Consider the following 26382-nt stretch of genomic DNA (forward strand, 5'->3'; position numbering starts at 1 on the left):
AATCGTATCGATGGGGCGATCAGGGCGATACCGCTCACAGGCAAAGGGCGGACCGTGTTCCGGCTCTCACCGGATCACGGCCCGCCCAGAGGTCGTGGAGAGAACGACGGAGGGTCAGCTCTCGGCTTCGTCCTCGCTCTGCTCGGAACTCCCCTGGTCCATCACGCGCCCCTCACCGGGCGCCAGGGTCGAGAGGATCCGGTCCAGATCATCCATCGAGGCGAACTCGACGACGATCTTGCCCTTCTTCTGGCCCAGGTCGACCTTCACTCGGGTCTCGAAGCGATCCGAGAGCCGCGAGGCGAGATCCGTGAGCGCCGGCGAGACACGCCCTCCGGCCCGCGGCCCCTTCGGCTTGGTCGTGGCGCCGGGCTCGGAGCCCATCAGCGTCACGATCTCCTCGACCGCACGCACCGAGAGCCCCTCGGCCACGATCCGGTACGCCAGCTTGTCCTGCGCCTCCGGGTCGTCCACGGAGAGCAGCGCACGCGCATGACCGGCAGAGAGCACACCGGCGGCGACACGACGCTGGACCGGGGGAGAAAGACGCAGCAGACGCAGCGTGTTGGAGACCTGCGGACGCGACCGTCCGATCCGGTCGGCCAGCTGGTCATGGGTGCAGTGGAAGTCCTTCAGGAGCTGGTCGTAGGCGGCTGCCTCCTCCAGCGGGTTCAGCTGCGCCCGGTGGAGGTTCTCCAGGAGCGCGTCCAGGAGAAGCTTCTCGTCCTCCGTGGCCCTGACGATCGCGGGGATCCGCTCCAGGCCGGCCTCACGGCAGGCCCTCCAGCGGCGCTCGCCCATGATCAGTTCGTAGCGCTCGGTGCCCAGCTGCCGTACGACGACCGGCTGCAGCAGGCCGACCTCCTTGATGGAGGTGACCAGCTCCGCCAGCGCGTCCTCGTCGAAGACCTCACGCGGCTGCCGGGGGTTGGGCGTGATGAAGTCCAGCGGCAGCTCGGCGAAGTGCGCACCAGCCGGGGACTCCGGCTCCACCACTACCTCTGCCTCGACCACCGGCACGACAGAATCCGGGGACTGCGGACTCTGCGGCAGCGTCGCCACCTTCGCGGCGGCCACCCCTCGGTCCGAGGACAGCGTCGTCATCGATCCGGCCGAGGCGGACCCCGTGCTCACACCGGCCGCAGGTACCTGCCGCTCCTGAGGAGCAGCGGGGATCAGCGCACCGAGCCCACGCCCCAGTCCTCTACGTCGCTCGCTCACTGGATCCCCTCCGACATGCTGTGCTGGCTATTCTGGTGCCCCCCAGGGGCGTGCTGCGGGTCGTAGTGGATTCCGACGCCCCGCAGAGCGATCTCACGGGCCGCTTCCAGGTAGGAGAGCGAACCGCTGGAACCCGGGTCGTACGTCAGGACCGTCTGTCCGTAGCTCGGCGCCTCGGAGATGCGCACGGACCTCGGGATGCTGGTCCGCAGCACCTCCTTGCCGAAGTGGCTGCGTACCTCGTCGGCGACCTGCGAGGCGAGCCTCGTCCGGCCGTCGTACATGGTGAGCAGGATCGTCGAGACATGCAGGGTGGGGTTCAGATGCCCCCGCACCAGGTCGACGTTGCGCAGCAGCTGCCCCAGGCCTTCCAGCGCGTAGTACTCGCACTGGATCGGGATCAGGACCTCGGCTCCCGCCACCATGGCGTTGACCGTGAGTAGTCCCAGCGACGGCGGGCAGTCGATCAGGATGTAGTCCAGCGGCTGCTCGTAGGCCTGGATGGCTCGCTGGAGCCGGCTCTCCCGCGCCACGAGCGACACCAACTCGATCTCCGCACCGGCGAGATCGATGGTGGCCGGGGCGCAGAACAGACCTTCGACATCCTGGACGGGCTGCACCACGTCGGAGAGCGGCTTGCTCTCCACGAGGACGTCGTAGATCGAGGGAACTTCGGCGTGGTGGTCGATACCGAGGGCTGTCGAGGCGTTGCCCTGCGGGTCGAGGTCGATGACCAGGACACGGGCACCATGCAGCGCCAGGGAAGCAGCAAGATTGACCGTCGTGGTCGTCTTGCCCACTCCGCCCTTCTGGTTCGCCACCACCATCACGCGTGTCTGGGCAGGCCGGGGAAGACCCTCGCCGGCACGCCCCAGCGCCTCTACTGCCAGCTGGGCAGCACGACCAATGGGGGTGTCGTCCATCGGGGGCGGTGTTTCACGTGAAACATCCTCCCCCGCCGATTCGGTTCGGGGACCGGGGACCGGATCGGTCATCGGTCCCGCGATGTTGGCGTCGGACCGCAAGGATTCACTCTCCTCGGCTTCAGGCTCGCGATGAACAGAGCCTGCCATGCTTTCGGGGTCGTGAACCAGCGAGGCCCGTGGTTCTGTGGGTGAATCCACCTCTGTGGACAATCCCGTCCCCCTCGCGAGTGGTTTCGCGAGGGGCTTGCGGTCCCGGGGCGTGGCAGCCGCGCGGCCGCGGCTGATGATCCCCTGCAGCAGTGAGCGACGTTTCACGTGAAACACGATGCACGCGCCGCCGACTCAGGGCCGCTCGACACTCCGAAATACGTACGTATGGCAGCTTTAACGGATCAATTGCGCCGCGTTCACGCGCCATGTGCGTCGCGTCGACGGCTCAGCGGCGACGGCGAGGCGCCCTGCTCGGGCGGGCGGCCTTGGCTCGCTTGGCGGCGAACCTCACGCCGCCCGGGCTCTCGCCGACCTCCACCCGTACGACGGTCGAGAGCGGATCCACCAGACCCTCGCCGACCTGGACCACGGAGGTGCCCACCACGCCGAGCTTGGCGAGCGCGGCGCGGGCGCCGTCGATCTCCTCCTCCGCCGTGTCGCCCTTGAGAGCCAGCATCTCCCCGTACGGGCGCAGCAGCGGGACGCCCCATCCGGCCAGCCGGTCCAGCGGCGCCACCGCGCGCGCCGTCACCACGTGCACCGGAGGGAGCTTGCCGAGCATCTCCTCCGCGCGGCCCCGGACCACGGTCACATGGTCCAGGCCCAGCAGCTCCACGACCTCCTGGAGGAAGTTCGTCCGCCGGAGCAGCGGCTCCAGGAGCGTGATCTTCAGGTCCGGGCGGACCAGGGCCAGGGGGATACCCGGCAGTCCGGCGCCCGAGCCGACATCGCAGACGGTGACGCCCTCGGGCACCACCTCGGAGAGCACCGCGCAGTTCAGCAGGTGCCTCTCCCACAGACGGGGAACCTCACGCGGGCCGATCAGCCCGCGCTTGACGCCCGCGTCCGCGAGGAGCTCCGCGTACCGGACGGCCTCCGGGAAGTACTGGCCGAATACCGTCCGCGCCTGTTCGGGCGCAGGGGGGAGCTCCGCTGCCTCCGTCACGGGGAACCGTCCTTCCGTACCGCACCCATGGGTGCGCGCACTGTGGTGGCTGACAATCAGGCTGACAAGATCGGCCCCGCCTGCGAGCAGACGGGGCCGACACTGCGAGAAGGGTCAGGCAGGGAGTACGACGACGAAGCGCTGCGGCTCCTCGCCCTCGGACTCGCTGCGCAGACCGGCGGCGGCGACCGCGTCGTGCACGACCTTGCGCTCGAACGGCGTCATCGGGTCCAGCTTGACCGGTGCGCCGGTCGACTTCACCTCGGACGCGGCCTTGGCGCCGATCTCGGCGAGCTCGGTGCGCTTCTGGGCCCGGAACCCGGCGATGTCGAGCATCAGCCGGCTGCGGTCGCCGGTCTCCCGGTGCACGGCCAGCCGGGTCAGCTCCTGGAGCGCCTCCAGCACCTCGCCGTCCCGGCCGACGAGCTTCTGCAGGTCGCGGGTGCTCGAGTCACTGACGATCGAGACCGCGGCTCGGTCCGCCTCGACGTCCATGTCGATGTCGCCGTCGAGGTCGGCGATGTCGAGCAGACCCTCGAGGTAGTCGGCCGCGATCTCACCCTCCTGCTCCAGGCGGGTCAGGGTGTCGCCACCCTCGGCGGCGGCGGAGGTGGTGCCTTCCGTCACGGACGGACTCCTTCTACTTCTTGGAGGACGGGTGCTTCGGGCGCTGCTGGCCCTTGCGCTGACCGGACTTGGTCTGGCCGGACTTGGCCTGACGGGAACCGCCGGAGTTGGCCCGGCTCGGCCGCGCGGGCTTGTCGCCCTGCTCCGATTCCTTCGCCTCGTCCTTCACCGCGTCCTTGGCCTCGCCCTGGGGCTTCTTCTCCAGCGAGGTCGTGGGCTTCTCGTCCGGGGTCTCCGACTCGTCGGTGTCCTCGGCGGTCTTCCCCGTGGAGTGCTGTGCGGCGGCCTGCCGCTTCGCCTTGGTCTGGCGCTTGGGCTGCTGCCGCTTGGCCGCGGTAGCGCCCTCCGCCTCGGCGGCGACGGTGTCGCTCTTGATCACGGTGCCGTCGACCTGGGCGGCGAAGCCGGCCTTGGCGAGACCGGAGAAGAAGCGGCGCTCGTTCTCGTTGCGATCGGCGCCCTTGGCGACGATGGCCTTGATGACGTTCTTCCGGCGCCGCCCGCGCACCTCACCGTGCGCCCCGACGCTCTTCAGCAGGCGCTGGAGGTAGGCGTCCTGGGCCTTGCTACCCGGGGTGGGGTTCTGGCTGATCACGTACATCTGCTGGCCCATGGTCCACACGTTCGTGGTCAGCCAGTAGACGAGGACACCGACGGGGAAGTTGATGCCCATGACGGCGAAGATCAGCGGGAAGATGTACATGAGCATCTTCTGCTGCTGCATGTACGGCGTCTTCACCGAGAGGTCGACGTTCTTCATCATCAGCTGGCGCTGCGTGTAGAACTGCGAGGCCGACATCAGGACGATCATGATCGCGGTGACGATGCGGACCGAGGTGATCGAGGCGTCGAGTGCGGCGACGTCGGCCGCGCTGTCCGTGAAGGTGGACGCCAGCGGAGCACCGAAGATGTGGGCCTGACGGGCGCTGTCGAGCAGCGACTGGTTGATGACACCGATCGTCTTGCCCTCGGCGATGTGGGAGAGCACCGAGTACAGGGCGAAGAAGAACGGCGACTGCGCCAGGATCGGAAGGCACGAGGAGAGCGGGTTGGTGCCCGTCTCCTTGTACAGCTTCATCATCTCTTCGGACTGACGCTGCTTGTCGCTCTTGTAGCGCTCCTGGATCGCCTTCATCTTCGGCTGGAGCGCCTGCATGTTCCGCGTCGACTTGATCTGCTTCACGAAGAGCGGGATCAGACAGATACGGATCAGCACCACGAGGGACACGATCGAGAGGCCCCAGGCCCAGCCCGTGTCAGGGCCGAAGATCTCCCCGTACAGCTTGTGGAACTGGACGATCACCCATGAGACAGGTGTGGTGATGAAGCTGAAAAAATTGGCAATCGTGTCCACTAATCAGGCTCCTTGAGCATTGGGCGGGGTCTCTGCGGCCGGGCTCGTCTCGGCGGGGGACCCGCCCTTGTCGCCGCGCAGTGCGTTCCGCAGCAGTTCGTGCCAGCGCGGACGCTTGCGCGGGGGTACGTGGTCCACGCCGCCGGGCGACCACGGATTGCACCGCAGGATGCGCCAGGCGGTCAGGGCAGTGCCCTTGATCGCGCCATGCCGGTCGATGGCCGTGAATCCGTAGTGGGAACACGACGGGTAGTACCGGCAGACGGGCCCGAGGAGCGGGCTGATCGTCCACTGGTACAGCTTGATGAGAGCCAGCAGCGGGTACTTCATCGCGCGCCCCCTCCCAGGAGCCGCTGAAGAGCGGCGTCAAGGTCTCGGGCCAGCTGTGCGTGATCGGCGTCACCGGCTCCGGGCAACGCCCGTACGACCACCAGGCTACCGGGGGGCAGCTCGGACAGCCGTTCGCGGACGAGGTGGCGCAGGCGACGCTTCACCTGGTTGCGTACCACCGCACCGCCCACGGCCTTGCTCACGACGAAACCCGCACGCGTCTGGGAAGCGCTCTCCCCAGGCGCGTGCGGGTCCGTTGCACCGCTGCGTAGGTGGACGACGAGGAGCGGGCGACCGGCCCGGCGCCCTCGGCGTACCGCGGTTGCGAAGTCCTCGCGCCGCCTCAGCCGATTCTCGGTAGGCAGCACGTCATGACCTGTTAAAGCTGATCAGGCGGACAGGCTCGAACGACCCTTGGAACGGCGGTTCGCCAGGATGGCGCGACCGGCACGGGTGCGCATCCGCAGGCGGAAGCCGTGGGTCTTGGCGCGACGACGGTTGTTCGGCTGGAAGGTGCGCTTGCTCACTCGGGGGCTCCAGAAATGATTCGTAGATGGCGGGACATCGCCTGGCTGTCACCGTGCGCCCACGAGTAGCTCGCAATACGCCCGAGTGCACCGCTTCACGATCACTGACCGTGATCTTTGCCCATCGGAGGCAGGCGGCAGCAGCCATCGACAACTCGACCTGGTTACGGTACGCGCGGCTACGCCATCCGGTCAAACCGACCGATCACCGGGGGTCCATTGTGCACAGGCTGTGGACAACGACTTGAACGAGGTCAGCCGCCACGACTACCGTGGCCGGACTCCCAATCTTTTCCGTTCTGTCCTTACCTGTCCTGATGGACTTCGACCCACCGTCCCGAGAACCACACATTCGTGGGACCTGCGAGGAAGCGTGCCCTGTGGCTGACGTACCTGCCGATCTTGCCGCAGTGTGGCCACGCGTGCTCGAGCACCTCCTCGGCGAAGGCCAGCAGGGCATCGAGCCCAAGGACAAGCAGTGGATCGAGCGCTGCCAGCCTCTCGCACTGGTGGCCGACACCGCACTCCTGGCCGTCCCCAACGAGTGGGGCAAGCGCGTCCTCGAAGGGCGACTGGCGCCGCTCATCAGCGAGACCCTCAGCCGTGAGTGCGGCCGGCCGATCCGGATCGCGATCACCGTCGACGACTCGGTCGGCGAGCCGACACCGCCGGCGCCCCCGATCCAGCAGCAGCCGCGGTACGACGAGCGGCCGCCGACGGACTCGTACGACAAGTACGACGGCTACGGCCACCGGCCGATGCCGGACGACGGGCTGCCCACGGCCCGCCCGGCCTACCCGGACTACCAGCAGCAGCGGCCCGACCCGGGCTCCTGGCCGCGCACCCAGGAGGACCTCTCCTGGCAGCAGCCGCGCCTCGGGGGCTACCAGGAGCGCGAGCCGTACACCGGTCCGCGTCCGCAGCAGCCGCAGCAGCCCCGCTACGACGAGCGCCCGTCCTCCTACGACCAGCCGCAGCGCCCCGAGCGGGCCGAGCTGCCCGACCCGCCGCGACCGGGCCCCGGTCACGGACCTCGGCCGGGCGGCCCGGGCGGCCACGGTGGGCACGGCGGCCCGATGTCGGGTCATACCGGCGGCGGCACGGGCTCGGGCCAGGGGACCGGCTCCGGCGCGCCCGGCGAGCAGCACGCGCGTCTGAACCCGAAATACCTCTTCGACACCTTCGTCATCGGTTCCTCGAACCGGTTCGCGCACGCCGCCGCGGTCGCGGTGGCCGAGGCGCCGGCGAAGGCCTACAACCCTCTCTTCATCTACGGGGAGTCGGGCCTCGGCAAGACCCACCTGCTGCACGCCATCGGGCACTACGCGCGCAGTCTGTACCCCGGCACGCGCGTGCGGTACGTGAGCTCGGAGGAGTTCACCAACGAGTTCATCAACTCGATCCGCGACGGCAAGGGCGACACCTTCCGCAAGCGCTACCGCGACGTGGACATCCTGCTCGTCGACGACATCCAGTTCCTCGCGAGCAAGGAGTCGACGCAGGAGGAGTTCTTCCACACCTTCAACACGCTCCACAACGCGAACAAGCAGATCGTGCTCTCCTCGGACCGGCCGCCCAAGCAGCTGATGACCCTGGAGGACCGGCTCCGCAACCGCTTCGAGTGGGGCCTGACCACCGATGTGCAGCCGCCCGAGCTGGAGACGCGGATCGCGATCCTGCGCAAGAAGGCGGTGCAGGAACAGCTCAACGCCCCGCCGGAGGTACTGGAGTTCATCGCCTCCCGCATCTCGCGGAACATCCGTGAGCTGGAGGGCGCGCTGATCCGGGTGACGGCCTTCGCCAGCCTCAACCGGCAGCCGGTGGACCTCGGGCTGACCGAGATCGTCCTCAAGGACCTGATCCCCGGCGGCGAGGACGCGGCCCCCGAGATCACGGCCGGCGCGATCATGGCGGCCACCGCCGACTACTTCGGCCTGACGGTCGAGGATCTCTGCGGATCCTCGCGCAGCCGCGTACTGGTGACGGCCCGGCAGATCGCCATGTACCTGTGCCGTGAGCTGACCGACCTGTCGCTGCCGAAGATCGGTGCGCAGTTCGGTGGCCGTGACCACACGACCGTGATGCACGCGGACCGGAAGATCCGCGCGCTGATGGCCGAGCGCCGCTCCATCTACAACCAGGTAACCGAGCTCACCAACCGCATCAAGAACGGCTGACGAAGCCGCTCAGCAGCTCTCGAAGGGCGCCCCGGAACACCTCCCGGGGCGCCCTTCGGCGTGCTGTGGGTGGGCTTCCTGGGCTCTTGAGGGCTGCCGCGAGGGGGCTTCCGGGGGTGTCGGAGGACTGCCGCGGGCGGCTTCCGGGGGCTCTTGACGGGTACCTCGGGCAGCTCCCGAGGGCTCCTCGGCGTGCTGCGGGCGTCTTCCACGCGCCTGTGCACACGCGCGGTGTTCGAATTCGTCTCTGTGGTGGCGCGTTCTCCACAGATTGCGGGATGATCTTCCGTCCACAGGGTGGGGACTCAGGAGTTATCCGGATAGCGTCCACAGGTGGGCCGGCCGTCAGGTCAACACTCCAGGTCAGAGGGGTGTGGATTTGTTGGCAACCTTCATCCACACCCTGTGGATGAATTTTTCGTCCACAGGGCCTCCTCTCGGTTGTCCACTGGCAACCCACAGGGGCGGGTCCGTTGCCCACAAGTTCTCCACACCCCTGTCCACTGTTCGGCAACGAAACGCCCGGCGTCACCGCGTCGAGTGAAAGCGGTCACACCAAGGGGGACGGTTGGGCTGTGGGGAACACGGGTAAAGCTGGGGACAGCGTTGGGGAGAAGTCCCCGTTGCCTGTGTACCGGGTGTGCAGAACTTTCGGGTGTCCACAGAACACCCCAGTTGTCCACCGGCTCCACCCACAGGGTCAGTGGACAAAAAATCGGGTCTGACCTGCGAAAACGACGTTATCCACGGTTTCCACAGGCCCTACTACTACTGCCACATAGAGTTAGCCCGGAATCCGCTTCGAAGTGGGTCCTGTGCACAACTCGGCGCCGGAGCCTCCTCGACCTCTTGTCGCGACTTGACCCCGAGCCGCACCGAGTGTCGGCGGCGTACGTCAGACTGGGTGCCGCAGTCGACGAAGAGCCAGCAACAGCAGGAGGCGGTTCCGGTGAAGATCCGGGTGGAGCGCGATGTACTCGCGGAGGCGGTGGCCTGGGTGGCCCGCAGCCTCCCGGCCCGTCCGCCGGCGCCCGTACTCGCGGGCCTTCTGCTGAAGGCCGAGGACGGCGCGCTGAGCTTCTCGAGCTTCGACTACGAGGTCTCGGCCCGGGTCTCCGTCGAGGCCGAGGTCGAGGAGGACGGCGTCGTCCTGGTCTCCGGCCGGCTGCTCGCCGACATCTGCCGCGCGCTTCCCAACCGCCCCGTCGAGATCTCCACAGACGGTGTACGGGCGACCGTGGTCTGCGGCTCCTCCCGCTTCACCCTCCACACCCTGCCTGTGGAGGAGTACCCGGCGCTGCCGGAGATGCCCACCGCGACCGGCACCGTTCCCGGTGAGGTCTTCGCCTCCGCCGCCGCCCAGGTGGCCATCGCCGCCGGCCGTGACGACACGCTGCCGGTGCTCACCGGTGTGCGTATCGAGATCGAGGGCGACACGGTCACCCTGGCCTCCACCGACCGCTACCGCTTCGCGGTCCGCGAGTTCCTGTGGAAGCCCGAGTCCCCCGACGCCTCCGCGGTCGCCCTGGTGCCCGCGAAGACCCTCCTGGACACCGCCAAGGCGCTCACCAGCGGCGACACCGTCACGCTCGCGCTCTCGGGCTCCGGCAAGGGCGAGGGCCTGATCGGCTTCGAGGGCGCCGGCCGCCGCACCACCACCCGGCTGCTCGAGGGCGACCTGCCGAAGTACCGGACGCTCTTCCCCACCGAGTTCAACTCCATCGCGGTGATCGAGACCGCCCCGTTCGTCGAGGCCGTCAAGCGTGTCGCCCTGGTGGCCGAGCGCAACACCCCGGTCCGTCTGAGCTTCGAGCAGGGCGTGCTGATCCTGGAGGCCGGCTCCAGCGACGACGCACAGGCTGTGGAGCGTGTGGACGCGCAGCTGGACGGCGACGACATCTCGATCGCCTTCAACCCGACCTTCCTGCTGGACGGCCTGAGCGCGATCGACTCCCCGGTCGCCCAGCTCTCCTTCACCACCTCCACCAAGCCCGCGCTGCTCAGCGGCAAGCCGGCCGTGGACGCGGAGGCCGACGAGGCGTACAAGTACCTGATCATGCCGGTGCGGCTCTCCGGATGACCTTCGGGGCGGCCGTCGACTGAGCGGCCGACCCCACAGGTGTGCACCCGGGTCCGGGCGTAGGCTCGGACCCGGGAAAACCGCACACGACGCTTAAGGAATCTCTGATGGAGCTCGGTCTCGTCGGTCTCGGCAAGATGGGCGGCAACATGCGCGAGCGCATCCGCCGCGCAGGCCACACCGTCATCGGATACGACCGCAATCCGGACCTCGCGGATGTCCACAGCCTGGAAGAGCTTGTGGGCAAGCTGAAGGGTCCGCGCGTCGTGTGGGTCATGGTCCCGGCCGGTGCCGCGACCCAGTCCACGGTCGACGAGCTGGCGAGCCTGCTCTCCCCCGGCGACATCGTCGTGGACGGCGGGAACTCCCGCTGGACCGACGACGAGAAGCACGCCGAGGAGCTCGCCGCCAAGGGCATCGGCTTCGTCGACTGCGGAGTCTCCGGCGGCGTGTGGGGCCTGGAGAACGGCTACGCGCTGATGTACGGCGGCGACGCCGAGAACGTGGCGCGCGTGCAGCCGGTCTTCGACGCGCTGAAGCCCGAGGGCGAGTTCGGCGCGGTCCACGCGGGCAAGGTCGGCGCCGGCCACTTCGCCAAGATGGTTCACAACGGCATCGAGTACGCGATGATGCAGGCGTACGCCGAGGGCTGGGAGCTCCTGGAGAAGGTCGACTCCGTCACCGACGTGCGCGAGGTCTTCCGGTCCTGGCAGGAGGGCACGGTCATCCGTTCCTGGCTGCTGGACCTGGCGGTCAACGCGCTGGACGAGGACGAGCACCTGGAGCAGCTCCGCGGCTACGCGCAGGACTCCGGCGAGGGCCGCTGGACGGTGGAGGCCGCGATCGACAACGCGGTGCCGCTGCCCGCGATCACCGCGTCGCTGTTCGCGCGGTTCGCGTCCCGCCAGGACGACTCCCCGCAGATGAAGATGATCGCCGCGCTGCGCAACCAGTTCGGTGGCCACGCGGTCGAGTCCAAGAAGTAATCCACAGGCTGTGCACCCCTCGGTGCACAGCAGCCGGGGGAAGGTCGGCCACCCACCATGCATGTCACGCATCTGTCGCTGGCCGACTTCCGCTCCTACGCCCGGGTCGAGGTCCCGCTCGACCCGGGCGTCACCGCTTTCGTGGGCGCCAACGGCCAGGGGAAGACCAATCTGGTCGAGGCCGTCGGTTACCTCGCCACGCTCGGCAGCCACCGTGTCGCCTCGGACGCCCCGCTCGTACGGATGGGGGCGGATCGGGCGATCATCCGCGCCGCGGTCACCCAGGGCGAGCGCTCCCAGCTGGTCGAGCTCGAACTGAACCCGGGGCGCGCGAACCGTGCCCGTATCAACAGGTCCTCGCAGGTCAGACCGCGTGACGTGCTGGGGATCGTACGGACCGTGCTGTTCGCCCCCGAGGACCTGGCCCTGGTGAAGGGCGATCCCGGCGAGCGCCGGCGCTTCCTCGACGAGCTGATCACGGCGCGCGCGCCGCGCATGGCGGGCGTGCGCTCCGACTACGAGCGGGTCCTCAAGCAGCGCAACACCCTGCTGAAGTCCGCGGCCATGGCCCGGCGCCACGGCGGCCGGGGCATGGACCTGTCGACGATCGACGTGTGGGACCAGCATCTGGCGCGGGCGGGCGCCGAACTCCTCGCGCAGCGGCTGGATCTGATCGCTGTGCTGCAGCCGCTCGCCGACAAGGCGTACGAGCAGCTGGCGCCCGGCGGCGGACCGATCCTCCTGGAGTACCGGCCGTCCGCGCCGGGCCCGGGGCACAGGCGCGAGGAGCTGTACGAGCAGCTGATCGCGGCGCTCGCGGAGGTGCGCAAGCAGGAGATCGAGCGCGGGGTGACGCTGGTCGGGCCGCACCGCGACGAGCTGGTGCTCAAGCTGGGCGAGCTGCCGGCGAAGGGGTACGCGAGCCACGGGGAGTCCTGGTCGTACGCGCTGGCGCTGCGGCTCGCCTCCTACGACCTGCTGCGGGCCGAGGGCAACGAGCCGGTCCTCGTCCTCGACGACGTCTTCGCCGAGCTGGACGCACGGCGTCGGGAGCGGCTGGCCGAGCTGGTGGCACCGGGCGAGCAGGTGCTGGTGACGGCGGCGGTGGACGACGACGTACCGGGGGTGCTCGCGGGGGCTCGGTACGGGGTCGCGGGGGGTTCGGTGGAGAGGCTGTGAGGGGCCGTACGGGCGGGGCGGACGGCGGCCGCGCGAAGGGCGTGAGGGTGTGAGGGCGTGAGCGAGGACCAGATTCCCCTGAGCGGTCAGGGCGCGCAGGACGCCCGGACGCCCCAAGGCCCTGAGGCCGCCAGGACTCCCGAGCCCTCGGGTGTGGATCTCGCGCGGGTCGCGCTGCGCGCCGCCAAGGAGCAGGCGCGGGCGCGGGGCGCCGCGGCGCAGCAGAAGAAGCAGGCGCGGCGCGGGGGCGGTCTGCGGTCCGGCGCGCACGCCGACGGGAGGGATCCGGTCGGCCTCGGCGCCGCGATCAACCGGCTCATCACCGAGCGGGGCTGGGAGACGCCGGCGGCGGTCGGCGGCGTCATGGGGCGCTGGCCGCAGATCGTGGGCGAGGACCTGGCGAACCACTGCGTCCCGCTGAAGTACGACGACGACCCCGAGGAGCGGGTGCTCACCGTCCAGTGCGACTCGACGGCGTGGGCGACGCAGCTGCGGTTGCTGGCGCCGAGGCTGGTGGCGCGGCTGAACGAGGACCTGGGGCACGGGACGGTGCGGGTGATCAAGGTCCTGGGGCCGGGGGGCCCGCGGAAGGGATACGGGCCGCTGCGGGCGCCGGGCTCGGTGGGGCCGGGGGACACGTACGGCTGACGTTGTCCCAGCGCCCTGCGGATCGATTGCCCGCAGCCCTGGGCCCCGGGGCGAGTGCCCTCCTGCGGAGCGTCGTCGGCTCAGTGGCCCGATCGGTTACTCAACGTGAGGAGGCGCCCCCGCCGTAGTCAAAAGTGCGTGGCGACGCCGAAGACGCGGCGGAGTTGTGCCATGTCGTGTCGGTCACGTTCCGAGGGCTCGTAGCCCTGGTGGAAGTAGACCTGCTGTTCGGCGGACAAGCACGGGACCGACGTCCCATGGAGGGTGCCCGTCACGAAGCACGAGGACGCGTAGGTGAAGGGATGCTCGGGTTCGGGTGACGCCTGCACCGCTGAGCCGTCGGCTGCGAAGACCAGCGGGTGGAGGTCGATCTCTCGTCCGTCGGGTGCCGTCACGACGAACCGGATGGGCCTCGCGTTCAGGGTCTCCACGAAACCGACCTCCCGGAGGGCGGCCACCACCACGTCTTCCTGCTCCTGCCGGTGCATGAGGTCCAGGTCCCGATGGTCTCGCGTCTGCTCGCCGACCAGAGCGTCGATCCCCCATCCTCCACCGATCCAGAAGTCCGCCTTCGTCCGTCGCAGCAGTGCCAGGACGAACAACACGTCGTCAGCTGTCATCACCTGACGCAGGCTAGGAGCCTTCGCCCGGGGCCGCCAACGTTTTGCCGGCCCTCGGCCTCCCGCCGGCCGGTGGTGGCAGGCGCGAGCCCGGCGGTGCGCGGCGAGAATCCCGGGGACGGGAGTCGGCCCTCGAAGCGCCGTCCACAACGCGCTACGACTCGAAGCGCTGGGTGGCCGTCAGAGCCCTTTGGAGCCCCTCCCTGGATATGGGGAGTCGTCTCGCTACCGCACAGGGCGGCACATGCGGACTCAGGTACCGGCAAACCCCCATTCGTGTCGGCGCTACCGGTAGACTGGTCGGTAATCCCGCCACCCCGCGGAACAAGTCGAACGACGCAGCCGCTCCCGTATGCCCGGAGAACGGTCTGTGCTGTGCCAGAAAGGGCGCTTCGTGGCCGATTCCGGCAACCCCAACGAGAACACTCCGTCCGCCAACGCTGCGTCGTACGACGCCAGCGCGATCACCGTCCTCGAGGGTCTGGACGCGGTCCGCAAGCGACCCGGCATGTACATCGGGTCGACCGGTGAGCGAGGACTGCACCACATGGTGCAGGAGGTCGTCGACAACTCCGTCGACGAGGCCCTGGCCGGTCACGCGGACACCATCGACGTGACGATCCTGGCCGACGGCGGCGTGCGCGTCGTCGACAACGGGCGCGGCATCCCGGTCGGCATCGTCGCCTCCGAGGGCAAGCCGGCCGTCGAGGTCGTGCTGACGGTGCTCCACGCGGGCGGCAAGTTCGGCGGCGGCGGCTACGCGGTCTCCGGCGGTCTGCACGGCGTCGGCGTCTCCGTCGTGAACGCCCTCTCCACCAAGGTCTCGGTGGAGATCAAGACCGACGGCCACCGCTGGACGCAGGACTACAAGCTGGGTGCCCCGACCGCGCCCCTCGCCCAGCACGAGGCGACCGACGAGACCGGCACCTCGGTCACGTTCTGGTCCGACCCGGACATCTTCGAGACGACCGAGTACTCCTTCGAGACGCTCTCGCGCCGTTTCCAGGAGATGGCCTTCCTCAACAAGGGCCTCACCATCACGCTCACCGACGAGCGTGAGTCCGCGAAGGCCACGGTCGGCGCCGACGACCCGGACGCCGAGGCCGCCGCGGAGCCGACCGCGCGCACGGTGAAGTACCACTACGAGGGCGGCATCGTCGACTTCGTGAAGTACCTCAACTCGCGCAAGGGCGAGCTGATCCACCCGACCGTCATCGACGTCGAGGCCGAGGACCAGGAGCGGATGCTCTCGGTCGAGATCGCGATGCAGTGGAACTCGCAGTACAGCGAGGGTGTGTACTCCTTCGCCAACACGATCCACACGCACGAGGGCGGTACGCACGAAGAGGGCTTCCGTGCCGCGCTGACGGGCCTGGTGAACCGGTACGCGCGCGAGAAGAAGCTGCTGCGCGAGAAGGACGACAACCTCACGGGTGAGGACATCCGCGAGGGTCTGACGGCGATCATCTCGGTCAAGCTGGGCGAGCCCCAGTTCGAGGGCCAGACGAAGACCAAGCTGGGCAACACCGAGGCCAAGACCTTCGTCCAGAAGATCGTCCACGAGCACCTCAACGACTGGTTCGACCGCAACCCCGTCGAGGCCGCGGACATCATCCGTAAGTCGATCCAGGCGGCCACCGCGCGCGTGGCGGCCCGCAAGGCGCGTGACCTGACCCGCCGCAAGGGTCTGCTGGAGTCGGCGTCCCTGCCGGGCAAGCTGAGCGACTGCCAGTCGAACGACCCCACCAAGTGCGAGATCTTCATCGTCGAGGGTGACTCCGCCGGTGGTTCGGCCAAGTCCGGCCGCAACCCGATGTACCAGGCCATCCTGCCGATCCGCGGCAAGATCCTGAACGTCGAGAAGGCCCGGATCGACAAGATCCTGCAGAACACCGAGGTCCAGGCGCTGATCTCGGCCTTCGGCACCGGAGTCCACGAGGACTTCGACATCGAGAAGCTCCGCTATCACAAGATCATTCTGATGGCGGACGCCGACGTCGACGGTCAGCACATCAACACCCTCCTGCTGACCTTCCTCTTCCGCTTCATGCGCCCGCTGGTCGAGGCCGGTCACGTCTACCTCTCCCGCCCGCCGCTCTACAAGATCAAGTGGGGCCGGGACGACTTCGAGTACGCGTACTCGGACCGTGAGCGGGACGCGCTCGTCGAGCTGGGCAAGCAGAACGGCAAGCGGATCAGGGAAGACTCGATCCAGCGCTTCAAGGGTCTGGGCGAGATGAACGCCGAGGAGCTGCGCGTCACCACGATGGACGTGGACCACCGTGTCCTCGGCCAGGTGACCCTGGACGACGCGGCCCAGGCGGACGACCTGTTCTCGGTGCTGATGGGTGAGGACGTCGAGGCCCGGCGTTCGTTCATCCAGCGCAACGCCAAGGACGTTCGCTTCCTCGACATCTGAGTCGGTCTCAGCTGACCGTACGAAAGGACTGACGACCAGCAATGGCCGACGAGAACCCCCCTGTGACCACCGAAGAAGAAGAGCCGGTGCTGCGGATCGAGCCCGTCGGGCTCGAGACCGAGATGCAGCGCTCGTACCTCGACTACGCGATGTCCGTCATCGTGTCGCGTGCGCTGCCCGACGTCCGTGACGGCCTCAAGCCCGTCCACCGTCGCGTGCTGTACGCGATGTACGACGGCGGCTACCGGCCCGAGAAGGGCTTCTACAAGTGCGCCCGCGTCGTCGGTGACGTCATGGGTACGTACCACCCGCACGGCGACTCCTCCATCTACGACGCGCTCGTCCGCCTCGCCCAGCCGTGGTCGATGCGTCTGCCGCTGGTGGACTCCAACGGCAACTTCGGTTCTCCGGGCAACGACCCGGCCGCCGCCATGCGGTACACCGAGTGCAAGATGATGCCGCTGGCCATGGAGATGCTCCGGGACATCGACGAGGAGACCGTCGACTTCCAGGACAACTACGACGGCCGTAACCAGGAGCCGACGGTCCTGCCGGCGCGCTTCCCGAACCTGCTGGTCAACGGCAGCGCCGGCATCGCCGTCGGCATGGCGACCAACATCCCGCCGCACAACCTGCGCGAGGTCGCGGCCGGTGCCCAGTGGGCGCTGGAGCACCCGGAGGCCACGCACGAGGAGCTGCTCGACGCGCTCATCGAGCGGATCAAGGGCCCTGACTTCCCGACCGGCGCGCTGGTCGTGGGCCGCAAGGGCATCGAGGAGGCGTACCGCACCGGTCGCGGCTCCATCACGATGCGCGCGGTCGTCGAGGTCGAGGAGATCCAGAACCGCCAGTGCCTGGTGGTCACGGAGCTGCCGTACCAGACCAACCCGGACAACCTCGCGCAGAAGATCGCCGACCTGGTGAAGGACGGCCGGATCGGCGGCATCGCCGACGTCCGCGACGAGACCTCCTCCCGTACCGGCCAGCGGCTCGTCATCGTGCTCAAGCGCGACGCCGTCGCCAAGGTCGTCCTCAACAACCTGTACAAGCACACCGACCTCCAGTCGAACTTCGGCGCGAACATGCTCGCGCTCGTCGACGGTGTGCCGCGCACGCTCTCGCTGGACGCTTTCATCCGCCACTGGGTGACGCACCAGATCGAGGTCATCGTCCGCCGGACGAAGTTCCGCCTGCGCAAGGCCGAGGAGCGGGCGCACATCCTGCGCGGTCTGCTCAAGGCGCTGGACGCGATCGACGAGGTCATCGCGCTCATCCGGCGCAGCGACACGGTCGAGGTCGCGCGCGAGGGCCTGATGGGCCTGCTGCAGATCGACGAGATCCAGGCCAACGCCATCCTCGAGATGCAGCTGCGCCGGCTCGCCGCCCTGGAGCGTCAGAAGATCGTCGCCGAGCACGACGAGCTCCAGGCGAAGATCAACGAGTACAACGCGATCCTCGCCTCCGAGGAGCGGCAGCGCCAGATCGTCAGCGAGGAGCTGGCGCTGATCGTCGAGAAGTTCGGCGACGACCGCCGCTCCAAGCTGGTGCCCTTCGACGGTGACATGTCCATCGAGGACCTGATCGCCGAGGAGGACATCGTCGTCACCATCACGCGTGGCGGCTATGTGAAGCGTACGAAGACCGAGGACTACCGCTCGCAGAAGCGTGGCGGCAAGGGCGTGCGCGGCACGAAGCTGAAGCAGGACGACATCGTCGACCACTTCTTCGTCTCCACGACCCACCACTGGCTGCTCTTCTTCACGAACAAGGGCCGGGTCTACCGCGCGAAGGCGTACGAGCTCCCGGACGCCGGGCGCGACGCGCGCGGCCAGCACGTCGCCAACCTGCTGGCCTTCCAGCCGGACGAGCAGATCGCCGAGATCCTCGCGATCCGCGACTACGAGGCCGCGCCGTACCTGGTGCTCGCCACCAAGGCCGGCCTGGTGAAGAAGACCGCGCTGAAGGACTACGACTCCCCGCGCGCGGGCGGTGTCATCGCCATCAACCTCCGGGAGACGGAGGCCGGCGGCGACGACGAGCTCATCGGCGCCGAGCTGGTCTCGGCGGAGGACGATCTCCTGCTCATCAGCAGGAAGGCGCAGTCGATCCGGTTCACCGCGACGGACGACGCGCTGCGTCCGATGGGACGAGCCACGTCCGGCGTCAAGGGGATGAGTTTCCGCGAGGGCGACGAGCTGCTCTCGATGAATGTCGTCCGGCCCGGTACGTTCGTCTTCACCGCCACCGACGGTGGGTACGCGAAGCGGACCAACGTCGACGAATACCGCGTCCAGGGTCGCGGTGGCCTCGGAATCAAGGCCGCCAAGATCGTGGAGGACCGGGGTTCGCTCGTGGGGGCGCTGGTGGTCGAGGAGACGGACGAGATCCTCGCCATCACGCTGTCCGGCGGTGTGATTCGTACGCGAGTCAACGAAGTCAGGGAGACCGGCCGTGACACCATGGGCGTCCAGCTGATCAATCTGGGCAAGCGGGATGCCGTCGTCGGCATCGCGCGCAACGCCGAGGCGGGCAGCGAGGCCGAAGAGGTCGTCGAGGCCGATGCCGAGGCCGAGATCGGCGAAGGCGTCGAGGTCGCGACCGCGGCCGAGGCCGAGGCAGCCGAGGGCAACGAGCCTTCGGCCGGGGAGCACGAGGAGTAGAGCGTGAGTGGAGCCACGGGCGCCGGTTCGGCGGACGCCGGAGCTTCCGCCGGTGCTGGAGCGAACGGTGCCCGTGGTTCCGCCACGGACTCCCAGGGGGTTGCGGTGACGGACACCCGAGGGCAGGGGCCCTCGTACGAGACGTACAACGGGCCGCTGCCCGGCGAACGCGCGGGAGCGCAGCAGCCGAGCGGGCCGTACCACCCTCCGCAGGCGTACGGCGCGCAGGCGCCGGGCGCCGGTGGGGGCGGTACGACGGCCGGCGTGGCAGGCGGTACTGGAGGCGGCGGGGTGGCAGGCGGCGTGGTCGGTGGCGTGGGCGGTCAGAGCGCGGGTGCCGTGCGCCGGCCGCGCACGGGGGCGCGCACGACGCCCCGTACGCGCAAGGCGCGGCTGCGGGTGGCCAAGGCCGACCCGTGGTCGGTGATGAAGGTGAGCTTCCTGCTCTCCATCGCGCTGGGCGTCTGCACGATCGTGGCGGCTTCGGTGCTGTGGATGGTCATGGACGCCATGGGCGTCTTCTCGACCGTCGGCGGCACGATCAGCGAGGCGACGGGCTCGAACGAGTCCAACGGCTTCGACCTGCAGTCGTTCCTGTCGCTGCCGCGTGTGCTGGTGTTCACCTCGGTGATCGCCGTGATCGACGTGGTCCTGATGACCGCGCTGGCGACGCTGGGCGCGTTCATCTACAACCTGTCGGCCGGTTTCGTGGGCGGTGTCGAGCTCACGCTGGCGGAGGACGAGTGACCTGCGGGGGGCCGGTGAGAACCGATTTTGGGACTGGCCCCCACGTGCGCTAATCTTCAGGAGTCAGCGCGCGGGACACACACCGCAGAGCGCGGCGGGGCTATAGCTCAGTTGGTTAGAGCGCATCCCTGATAAGGATGAGGCCACAGGTTCAAATCCTGTTAGCCCCACCAGCTTGAAGACCCCCAGCCATCACGGCTGGGGGTCTTCGACGTTATGGCCGACGGTACGGCCCACGGAAGGCCGACGTCGGGCCCGGACCTCCGGCGTGGACGGTTCACCCGTTCGGGCCGATTGTTTTCGGCGAGGCGTGCCCGGGCTAGGTCACCGATCGGTATCGGTCCATGTGTAGAGTGGGCGTCAGAAGTCTCCTACGTCAACGAAGGACGAGGTCGCGCGGTGAAGAAGCTTCTCCTGGTCGCACTGGCCGCCATCGGCGGGCTCCTCGTGTACCGCCAGATCCAGGCGGATCGCGCCGAGCAGGATCTGTGGACGGAGGCGACCGACTCCGTGCCTGCAGGTTCGGGTGTCTGAGTCGCACACTCTCTGAGGGCGAAGCCCCGGCCGCGTTCGAGCGGCCGGGGCTTCGCGCTGTTCCGGAGCTGCCCGGCCCGCTGTGATTCACCGGAGTGAATTTCTCGGGCAGGATGGGCGCCGTCGTCGAGGCCGCCGGAGCGGGACGACAGCGACGGACACGAGGAGAGGCGCGTGAAGACGCAGCAACGCGTGGGGGCGGGGCCCGGACGGGGCCTGGCGGCGGCGCTCGGCGCGACGGTGTGTGCGGCCGTGTTCACGGCTGCCGCCCTGCCCGGCACGGCGTGGGCGGCCGGCGAGAGCCCGTACGGGTTCGACGGGGGCGCGCAGCCGATCAAGGGCGCCGCCACCAGCCTGGACGCGCGGCCGTTGACGGCAGGCCAGAGCTACCGCGACAGCATCAAGAAGGACGGCAAGCTCTACTACCGGGTCGACCTCGGCACCCAGGAGAACGCGTACGTCTCCGTCGTCGCCGTCCCCAAGGCCGGTGGCGCGGCGGAGTACGGCGACGGCATCACGGTCACGCTGCAGGACGGCTCCGGCGCCCAGTGCGGCTACCAGGACTCCTCCTTCGCGTCGGCCACCTTCACCCGGCCCATCACCGCGTACGCCCACCGCACGATCGAGCCCGACCGCTCCACCTGCCAGCAGGCCGGCGCCTACTACGTGCTGGTCGAGCGGACCTCCAAGGCCGCCTCGCCGCCCGACGACTGGCAACTGGAGATCCGGTACGTCCCCGAGCCGGGCGTGACGCAGAACGGCCCCACCGAACTGCCCGAGAACTGGCCCTCCTCCTCGCCTCCGCCGCCGGTCGGCGGGCCGCAGAAACGGCAGGGCGGGACGGGCTTCCACGACGCGACCTCCCTGCGGCAGGGCGAGTGGCGCGCCGACATCGAGCCCGGGCAGACGCTGTTCTACCGGGTCCCCGTCGACTGGGGACAGCAGGTCTTCGCCACCGCGGAGCTCGGCAGCAGCCCCACCGGCGCGACCGGGTACGTGCCCAACGCGCTGGTGCTCTCGCTCGACAACCCGGCCCGCGGCCACGTCGACCAGAACACCGTCAGCTACGACGGCAAGCCGGCCACGCTGGCGCTCGACCCGCACCGCCCGGTCGCCTTCGAGAACCGTTACTCCTCCCACAGCACCACCAACGCCCTGCGGTTCGCGGGCTGGTACCACCTGTCGGCCACGCTCAGCCCGGAGATCGTCAAGGAGTACGGGGACAGGCCGGTGCAGCTGACGCTGCGGGTGAACGTCACCGGCACGCCGAAGGCGGGTCCCGCGTACGCCGGGGACGCGGGGCCCTTCCAGGTCACCGCGGACGATCGGGACGCGGCCGCCAGCGGGGCGAGCGGGGACGAGGCGGGGACGAACGACGGCATGGTGGTGGTCGCGGCGGCCGGGATCGGCGCCGGGACGGTGCTGCTCGCGGGGCTCGGCGTGTGGAGTTTCGCGGGGCGGCGCCGGGCGGCACGGGACGCGGCCCGGGGCGGCCCGGGGGGCCCGCAGGACGGTCCGTCGCCGTTCGGGCCGCCGCCTCCGGCCTGGTAGCGGGCGGGACGGGTCAGGCAGCGGGCCGGGCCGGTCAGGTCTGGGTGAGCGCCCAGAAACCGACGGCGAAGCAGACCAGCGAGAGGAACAGCACCGGGATCGCCACCTTCGGGGGCGGTCCCGGTCGCTTCGCCGGGGCCCCGGCCGTGGCCGAGAGCGGTGGCGGGGCCGTGGCCGAGGACGGTGGCGGTGGCGGGGTCTGCGGGGAAGGCGCCGGGCCGGGCTGAGCGGTGTACTGCGCCGTCGGGACGTGCGGGGCCGGAGCGGGGGCCGCCGTCGGCGGGGGCAGATGGAAGCTGCCCGTCTCGGAGGGGCTGGGCAGGGGCGGCTGCGGCTGCGGAGGCTGCGAGGGACGCGAGCCCTGCGAGGGCTGGGACGGCTGATGCTGTTGTACGCCCACGGGGTCGGTCGGAGTGTGCGGCGGCGCGGGATCGGCGTGCCCGGGTGTCGTCGGGGCTCCCGGGGCTCCCGGGGTTTCCGGGGCTCCCGGGGTTTCCGGGGCTCCCGGGGCCGGCCGTTCGGGGCCGTTCGGGCCGAAGCCGGCGGGCAGCGGGCCGATCTGGTCGAAGACCTCGACCGGCTCCTCGTCCGGGCGCGGCTCGGGCAGCATCTCGACCGCCGTGGTGAGCGCCTTGCGTACGCCCGTCGCCGTCCTGAAGCGGGCCTCCGGGTCCGGCTGGAGCAGGCCGGCCAGGACCTGCCACAGCGGCTCGGGAATCCCCTCCGGGGCCCCCGGTGTCCCGTGTGCCATGAAGTACTCGATCAGGGCCCGGGAGTCCGGCTTCTGGCCCTGGAGCAGATAGAGCGCGACCAGGCCGACGGCGAAGAGGTCGGCCGGGAAGTCAGGCTCCGCGCCGAGCATCTGCTCGGGTGCGAAGTAACCGGGCGTCCCCACCACGTAGTTGGTCTCCGTGAGGCGGGGCTCGCCCTTGCGCATCGAGATGCCGAAGTCGGAGAGCCGCAGATGCGGCCGCCCGGTTCCGGTCACGTCGAGCAGGATGTTCGCCGGCTTGATGTCGCGGTGCACGACCCCCTCCGCGTGCACCGCGGCAAGTCCGGCGAGCAGCTGATCCAGCAGGGTGCAGACGAAGCGCGGGGGCAGCGGGCCGTAGTCGCCGATGACGTGCGCCAGCGAGCCGCCGGCCACCAGATCCATGGTGAACAGCACCTTGTCGTCGTCGGCGGCCCAGCTGGCCGGGGCGAGGACGTGGGGGTGGTCGATCCGGAGCGCCTGCTCCCGGACGAAGCGGAGCAGCGTGTGGGCGTCGCTCTGCAGGAGCACCTTGGCCGCCACGTAGCGGCGGCGCCGGTGGTCCCACGCGCGCCAGACGGCCCCGACCCCGCCCCGTCCGATCGGGTCGACCAGTTCGTACCGACCAGCGAAGACCTCACCCATCGCGCTGCGCCCGCTCCCCGTCGTGCCTCGACGGTCCGGCGGTGGCCGCCGGACCGGCTGCTCTGCGTCAGTTCTGGTGCGACTCGTAGTGGGCGACCGCGTCCGCGGTGCGACCGGCGCCGTACACCCGGAGGAACTCTGCCAGTTCCGGGTGGGCGGGGGCGAGGGAGTCGGCCGCATCGATGATGTCGCCGGCCGCCGCGACCGAGCGCAGCAGCGACTGGATCTCGCGGACGACCCGGCGCACGGTCGGCGCGCCCGAGCTGGTGGTGGTCTGGCCGGTGGCGGTGAGCACGGATCCGCCCTGGGACTTCTTGATCTCGTCCATGCGGTCGGTGGCCTCCGCCGCGCTGACGCTGCCGTCGGCGACCAGGCCGGCGAGCTCCTGGAGGGCCTGGACGCGCTGGACGACGGCCGGGTTGCCGATCTTGGCACGCTGGCCGCTCATCAGCTGGGAGAGCATGGGCGCCGAAAGGCCGAGCACAGCAGCGAGCCGGGCCTGATTGAGGCCGAGATCGTCGATCAGCCGACGGAAGAGCGCCCCCAGCGGCTCTCCGTACCAACTGCGCTGAAGCTCGCGGGCTCTTGCCGTGGCTTCTTGCTGTACTGCGTCCATTACTTCTCCCCATCCCTTAGGTTCGCCACTGCGAACCTCGATCAGCATCCTACGGAGCGTGGTCGCCGACCGGGAGTCCCAATCCTTTTGCGGGAAAGAGGGGGTGACCCGGTACTCTGGTCTCGTTCCGGGGCCTTAGCTCAGTTGGTAGAGCGCTGTCTTTGCATGGCAGATGTCAGGGGTTCGACTCCCCTAGGCTCCACCGGACAAGCCCCTCCGAACCGTGGCAATGCGGTTCGGAGGGGCTTTCTCGTGTTCCGGGCCCGGCGATCGGCCCATGATCATGGGCCCCTGAACGGGTCTGTCCCCCTGCGGTCACCGGGCCCGCCGTGCGCTGGGCGGAGCGGGTCCGCGCGCAGGCACCGGCCGCGCACGCCGCGACGGAGCTGCTCGAAGCCTGAGGAGCCGGCGTTGCGCCGGACGAGTGGTGTTCATCGGAAGAACTGCGCGGGAACGGCGTCGCTCCGGGACATCCGGATCCGCGTCCCCATCATGAGGAATGTACGAAAAGCGCGCAATCCGAAATGAACCATCCGAGAACCTCACGAACCGCACCGCCGCATGAAGCGCATCACCGCGTGAACCGCACCACGCACCACCGCACCACCCACGTCACGAGCACCACGTCACGAAAGCGAGGGGCCATGGCCACCGCCAAGGTCAAGCAGTTCTGGACCGCCTTCATCTCCGTACTCTTCGCCCTGCTCGCCTCCGTCGGCCTGGCGTCCACCGCCACCGCCGCGCAGGCACCCGCCGTCCAGCAGCCCGAGGAGCCGGCCGCCGCGCCCGCCCCCGCCGGAGCGCGCACCACCGTCGCCGTACCGGCACAGAGGGCGGCCTATCAGTGGCCCACCACGGTCCGCGAGCGTTCGCTGCCGCCCACGATCAAGCAGCGCATCGGCGCCGAGGCCCACAACTCCTCGCCGTCCGTACGTCACCTGCGGGCCGACGCCCCGGCGGAGACCCCGCTCGCGGACCAGACGGAGCTGTCGGGCCTGGCGCTTGCCGCCGCGGCGTAGGGCACGGGGAGTCGATTCGCTCCTCCCCACGCCCCTCGCCCTCGTCATCGCCGTACGCCATCCGCACGCGGAGGCGCCCCACGGTCAGCGACGGTCGTCGCGGTCCGGGTCCACCTCCCCATCGGTTTCGGCCTCCTTGGCCTCCACCTCGGGATCGAGAGCTCCACTGCCGTCGACGGACGTCAGCGGTGTGGTCCGGGACGACGGTTCCGCGACAGTCTCGTCGACCTCGGTAGGAGCGGGCGGCTCGACCAGCCAGTCCGGGTTGGCCTGCTTGTCCCACCACTTCCACGCACAGAACGCGCCGGCGGCCACCACGCCCAGGACAGCGAGTCCCTTGGCGAGACGACCGGCCCTGGCACGGCGCTCGTGCTTGCGCACGAGCTTCTGGATCTCCTTCGGTGTCACCTGTCCGCGCAGCGCGGCCCAGGCGGCCACCGAACGCGACCCGGCCTCGTCGAGAACGGGACCGGTAGCGGCGACCGCGTGCTCGACACGCGGAACGGTGTAGTCGGCCGCCTGACGGGCGGCCCTACGGGTCACCAGCGCGGCGCGTTGCGCGGCGTCGTCGACCCGAGGCGGTACATGCGGTGCGACACGGGCGTCGTACTGCACGCGAGCTTGAACACGGGCCTGCTGAGCGGCCTTCGAGACCTTCGGCGCGAGCCGGACGCGAGCCTCGTGCGCATAGCGCGTGGCCTGGTCCTTGGCCGTTCCGGCGTACTGAGCGGCCTGCTCCTTGGCGGTGTCCGCATAGGGCGCGACCACTTCCGCAGCGTGCAGCACGCTGTCCTTGGCCGAATCGGTCGCGGCGCGCACGCTGTCCATCCGGGTCACGGGATCCTCCTACTCGGTGGCGGTGTCGTTTATTCGCCTTTCCGTCCTTTTCGAAATCATGCCTGCCCGATCGCCGTCCGGCATGTGGGGCTGGCATCCGGGGCATGCCCTGACGCTTCCGTGCGAGGATGCGATGCGCGTCAGTGGGCAGACTTACGGGAAGGCGGACCGTGGCCGAGCAGCTCTACGCCACTCTCAGGACCAGCCGGGGTGACATCGAGATCCGGTTGCTGCCGGACCACGCCCCGAACACGGTCAGGAACTTCACCGAACTCGCCCAGGGCGAGCGGGAGTGGACGCACCCGGCGACCGGCAAGGTCGCCGCGGACCGGCTGTACGACGGCACCGTCTTCCACCAGGTCATCGAGGGCTTCATGATCCAGGGCGGGGACCCGCTGGGGAACGGCACGGGCGGGCCGGGCTACGAGTTCGCCGACGAGTTCCACCCCGAGCTCTATTTCGACCGCCCCTATCTGCTGGCGATGGCCAACGCGGGCCCGGGCACCAACGGCTCGCAGTTCTTCATCACCGTCGGCGCGACGACCTGGCTGAACCGCAAGCGCACGATCTTCGGGGAGGTCGTCGGCGCGAAGAGCCGCAAGGTCGTCGACACGATCGCCGGCGTGCCGGTCAACCCGAACACCAAGCGGCCGCTGAGCGACGTGGTCCTCGAGTCGGTCGTCATCGAGACCCGCCGACCCGCCGACCACTGACCAGCGGTCCCGCCGGCCACCGACGAGCGGTCCCGACGGCCACCATGCGACACCCCGCC

General features: G+C 69.5%; 24 protein-coding genes and 2 tRNA genes. 14 read left to right on the forward strand and 12 right to left on the reverse strand.

Annotated features, from left to right (window positions below):
* Positions 1-114 precede the first annotated feature (114 nt).
* The 8 genes from ACIPPS_RS20045 to rpmH all read right to left on the reverse strand — a co-directional run bounded on the left by ACIPPS_RS20045 (position 115) and on the right by rpmH (position 6141).
* Positions 115-1221, reverse strand: coding sequence for a ParB/RepB/Spo0J family partition protein (locus ACIPPS_RS20045; RefSeq protein WP_401433682.1), 1107 nt, complete (start codon positions 1219-1221; stop codon positions 115-117).
* Positions 1218-2294, reverse strand: coding sequence for a ParA family protein (locus ACIPPS_RS20050; RefSeq protein WP_401433685.1), 1077 nt, complete (start codon positions 2292-2294; stop codon positions 1218-1220). Before ACIPPS_RS20050 ends, ACIPPS_RS20045 begins: the two co-directional genes overlap by 4 nt.
* Positions 2295-2583: 289 nt before the next feature.
* Positions 2584-3303, reverse strand: coding sequence for a 16S rRNA (guanine(527)-N(7))-methyltransferase RsmG (gene rsmG, locus ACIPPS_RS20055; protein ID WP_401433688.1), 720 nt, complete (start codon positions 3301-3303; stop codon positions 2584-2586).
* Between the two features lie 114 nt (positions 3304-3417).
* Positions 3418-3930 (reverse strand): protein jag, encoded by a 513-nt coding sequence (locus ACIPPS_RS20060; protein ID WP_401433690.1) that lies wholly within the window; start codon positions 3928-3930, stop codon positions 3418-3420.
* 13 nt (positions 3931-3943) lie between these two features.
* Entirely contained in the window at positions 3944-5284 is a 1341-nt protein-coding gene (yidC, locus tag ACIPPS_RS20065; protein WP_401433693.1) for a membrane protein insertase YidC, read from the reverse strand.
* Positions 5285-5287: 3 nt separating this feature from the next.
* Positions 5288-5614, reverse strand: coding sequence for a membrane protein insertion efficiency factor YidD (yidD, locus tag ACIPPS_RS20070; protein ID WP_315893804.1), 327 nt, complete (start codon positions 5612-5614; stop codon positions 5288-5290).
* Complete coding sequence (gene rnpA / locus ACIPPS_RS20075) at positions 5611-5982, reverse strand: ribonuclease P protein component (RefSeq protein WP_362005379.1); 372 nt, start codon at positions 5980-5982, stop codon at positions 5611-5613. The genes yidD and rnpA overlap by 4 nt, the downstream gene beginning before the upstream one ends.
* A 21-nt stretch (positions 5983-6003) precedes the next feature.
* A complete protein-coding gene (gene rpmH, locus ACIPPS_RS20080) occupies positions 6004-6141 on the reverse strand; it encodes a 50S ribosomal protein L34 (protein ID WP_060891143.1) in 138 nt (45 codons plus the stop codon).
* A gap of 380 nt (positions 6142-6521) precedes the next feature.
* Between rpmH and dnaA the strand changes: the two genes are divergently transcribed.
* From dnaA to ACIPPS_RS20105, 5 genes are all read left to right on the forward strand, one after another.
* Positions 6522-8318 carry a chromosomal replication initiator protein DnaA gene (dnaA, locus tag ACIPPS_RS20085; protein ID WP_401433697.1) on the forward strand — a complete coding sequence of 599 codons (1797 nt, stop codon included), beginning with the start codon at positions 6522-6524 and terminating at the stop codon, positions 8316-8318.
* Positions 8319-9267: 949 nt separating this feature from the next.
* Positions 9268-10398: a DNA polymerase III subunit beta gene (dnaN, locus tag ACIPPS_RS20090; RefSeq protein ID WP_401434623.1), complete on the forward strand. Its 1131-nt coding sequence runs from the start codon at positions 9268-9270 to the stop codon at positions 10396-10398.
* A 107-nt stretch (positions 10399-10505) separates the two neighbouring features.
* On the forward strand, positions 10506-11384 hold the full coding sequence (gene gnd / locus ACIPPS_RS20095; RefSeq protein WP_401433700.1) for a phosphogluconate dehydrogenase (NAD(+)-dependent, decarboxylating): 879 nt from the start codon (positions 10506-10508) through the stop codon (positions 11382-11384).
* 57 nt (positions 11385-11441) lie between these two features.
* A complete protein-coding gene (recF, locus tag ACIPPS_RS20100; RefSeq protein ID WP_401433703.1) occupies positions 11442-12563 on the forward strand; it encodes a DNA replication/repair protein RecF in 1122 nt (373 codons plus the stop codon).
* Between the two features lie 78 nt (positions 12564-12641).
* Positions 12642-13211 (forward strand): DUF721 domain-containing protein, encoded by a 570-nt coding sequence (locus tag ACIPPS_RS20105; protein WP_401434625.1) that lies wholly within the window; start codon positions 12642-12644, stop codon positions 13209-13211.
* A 128-nt stretch (positions 13212-13339) separates the two neighbouring features.
* Here ACIPPS_RS20105 and ACIPPS_RS20110 read toward each other — a convergent pair whose 3' ends face one another.
* Positions 13340-13831: a nucleotidyltransferase domain-containing protein gene (locus ACIPPS_RS20110; protein WP_401433706.1), complete on the reverse strand. Its 492-nt coding sequence runs from the start codon at positions 13829-13831 to the stop codon at positions 13340-13342.
* A gap of 370 nt (positions 13832-14201) precedes the next feature.
* On the opposite strand from ACIPPS_RS20110, the gene gyrB reads away from it, so the two are divergent.
* From gyrB to ACIPPS_RS20140, 6 genes are all read left to right on the forward strand, one after another.
* Entirely contained in the window at positions 14202-16250 is a 2049-nt protein-coding gene (gene gyrB, locus ACIPPS_RS20115) for a DNA topoisomerase (ATP-hydrolyzing) subunit B (protein ID WP_401433708.1), read from the forward strand.
* A 41-nt stretch (positions 16251-16291) separates the two neighbouring features.
* Positions 16292-18910: a DNA gyrase subunit A gene (gene gyrA, locus ACIPPS_RS20120; protein ID WP_401433710.1), complete on the forward strand. Its 2619-nt coding sequence runs from the start codon at positions 16292-16294 to the stop codon at positions 18908-18910.
* Between the two features lie 105 nt (positions 18911-19015).
* Positions 19016-19657, forward strand: a complete 642-nt coding sequence (locus ACIPPS_RS20125) for a DUF3566 domain-containing protein (RefSeq protein ID WP_401433712.1) — start codon at positions 19016-19018, stop codon at positions 19655-19657.
* 96 nt (positions 19658-19753) lie between these two features.
* Positions 19754-19830 (forward strand) — tRNA-Ile (locus tag ACIPPS_RS20130).
* A gap of 226 nt (positions 19831-20056) precedes the next feature.
* A complete protein-coding gene (locus ACIPPS_RS20135; protein ID WP_003958712.1) occupies positions 20057-20191 on the forward strand; it encodes a DLW-39 family protein in 135 nt (44 codons plus the stop codon).
* Between the two features lie 174 nt (positions 20192-20365).
* Positions 20366-21742 carry a hypothetical protein gene (locus ACIPPS_RS20140; RefSeq protein WP_401433715.1) on the forward strand — a complete coding sequence of 459 codons (1377 nt, stop codon included), beginning with the start codon at positions 20366-20368 and terminating at the stop codon, positions 21740-21742.
* 34 nt (positions 21743-21776) lie between these two features.
* Here ACIPPS_RS20140 and ACIPPS_RS20145 read toward each other — a convergent pair whose 3' ends face one another.
* Positions 21777-23138 (reverse strand): protein kinase, encoded by a 1362-nt coding sequence (locus tag ACIPPS_RS20145; RefSeq protein WP_401433717.1) that lies wholly within the window; start codon positions 23136-23138, stop codon positions 21777-21779.
* 67 nt (positions 23139-23205) lie between these two features.
* Positions 23206-23754, reverse strand: a complete 549-nt coding sequence (locus ACIPPS_RS20150) for a helix-turn-helix domain-containing protein (RefSeq protein WP_401433719.1) — start codon at positions 23752-23754, stop codon at positions 23206-23208.
* A gap of 129 nt (positions 23755-23883) precedes the next feature.
* Here ACIPPS_RS20150 and ACIPPS_RS20155 point away from each other — a divergent pair.
* Together ACIPPS_RS20155 and ACIPPS_RS20160 are read left to right on the forward strand one after the other, a co-directional pair.
* A tRNA-Ala gene (locus ACIPPS_RS20155) sits at positions 23884-23956 on the forward strand.
* 376 nt (positions 23957-24332) lie between these two features.
* On the forward strand, positions 24333-24773 hold the full coding sequence (locus tag ACIPPS_RS20160; RefSeq protein ID WP_401433721.1) for a DUF6344 domain-containing protein: 441 nt from the start codon (positions 24333-24335) through the stop codon (positions 24771-24773).
* A gap of 84 nt (positions 24774-24857) precedes the next feature.
* On the opposite strand, the gene ACIPPS_RS20165 is transcribed toward ACIPPS_RS20160, so the two are convergent.
* Complete coding sequence (locus ACIPPS_RS20165) at positions 24858-25610, reverse strand: DUF5324 family protein (RefSeq protein ID WP_401433724.1); 753 nt, start codon at positions 25608-25610, stop codon at positions 24858-24860.
* A gap of 170 nt (positions 25611-25780) precedes the next feature.
* Between ACIPPS_RS20165 and ACIPPS_RS20170 the strand changes: the two genes are divergently transcribed.
* Positions 25781-26323: a peptidylprolyl isomerase gene (locus ACIPPS_RS20170; RefSeq protein WP_401433727.1), complete on the forward strand. Its 543-nt coding sequence runs from the start codon at positions 25781-25783 to the stop codon at positions 26321-26323.
* The last annotated feature ends 59 nt before the right edge of the window (positions 26324-26382 follow it).

Origin of the sequence: Streptomyces sp. NPDC090127 (assembly GCF_044746945.1) — a bacterium.
Classification (GTDB): domain Bacteria; phylum Actinomycetota; class Actinomycetes; order Streptomycetales; family Streptomycetaceae; genus Streptomyces.

Bases quoted from the DNA above. Each gene is read 5' to 3' on its own strand.
- gnd (WP_401433700.1), top strand. From the start codon at position 10,506: ATGGAGCTCGGTCTCGTCGGTCTCGGCAAGATGGGCGGCAACATGCGC.
- recF (WP_401433703.1), top strand. From the start codon at position 11,442: ATGCATGTCACGCATCTGTCGCTGGCCGACTTCCGCTCCTACGCCCGG.
- ACIPPS_RS20145 (WP_401433717.1), bottom strand. From the start codon at position 23,138: ATGGGTGAGGTCTTCGCTGGTCGGTACGAACTGGTCGACCCGATCGGA.
- gyrA (WP_401433710.1), top strand. From the start codon at position 16,292: ATGGCCGACGAGAACCCCCCTGTGACCACCGAAGAAGAAGAGCCGGTG.
- ACIPPS_RS20150 (WP_401433719.1), bottom strand. From the start codon at position 23,754: ATGGACGCAGTACAGCAAGAAGCCACGGCAAGAGCCCGCGAGCTTCAG.
- ACIPPS_RS20110 (WP_401433706.1), bottom strand. From the start codon at position 13,831: ATGACAGCTGACGACGTGTTGTTCGTCCTGGCACTGCTGCGACGGACG.
- ACIPPS_RS20050 (WP_401433685.1), bottom strand. From the start codon at position 2,294: ATGGCAGGCTCTGTTCATCGCGAGCCTGAAGCCGAGGAGAGTGAATCC.
- yidD (WP_315893804.1), bottom strand. From the start codon at position 5,614: ATGAAGTACCCGCTGCTGGCTCTCATCAAGCTGTACCAGTGGACGATC.